The following is a 264-nucleotide window of genomic DNA, read 5'->3' on the forward strand; positions in this document are numbered from 1 at the left end:
GTGTGGTTTCACGGCTTCAACAATCAGGGCCATCCGCTGCCGCCGCATTGGGTCAGCACGCGAATCGATGCGATCGCGGAGACGCGAAACGAGATGGACAGCGAGGGGGGTTACCTGCTCGAATTCACGGACCGCGACGGCATCCTGAAACGGTGGGCGGTGCCGGCCGGCTTGTTTGCCGGCGACGGTACGGAGCTGCGGCGGCTGCTGCTCGATATCGGCGTAAAGCTTCGCGTGACGCAGATCGCCCGCACGCAGATCGCT

Annotated in this window: 1 protein-coding gene; it reads left to right on the forward strand. The window is 64.4% G+C overall.

What is annotated here, in order from left to right:
- Positions 1-264: DUF927 domain-containing protein (locus R0J88_RS20960; protein WP_410901019.1), on the forward strand; the 264-nt coding region annotated here is incomplete at both ends.

This window comes from Pseudoalteromonas sp. SIMBA_162, assembly GCF_046535955.1.
Taxonomy (GTDB): domain Bacteria; phylum Pseudomonadota; class Gammaproteobacteria; order Enterobacterales; family Alteromonadaceae; genus Pseudoalteromonas; species Pseudoalteromonas marina.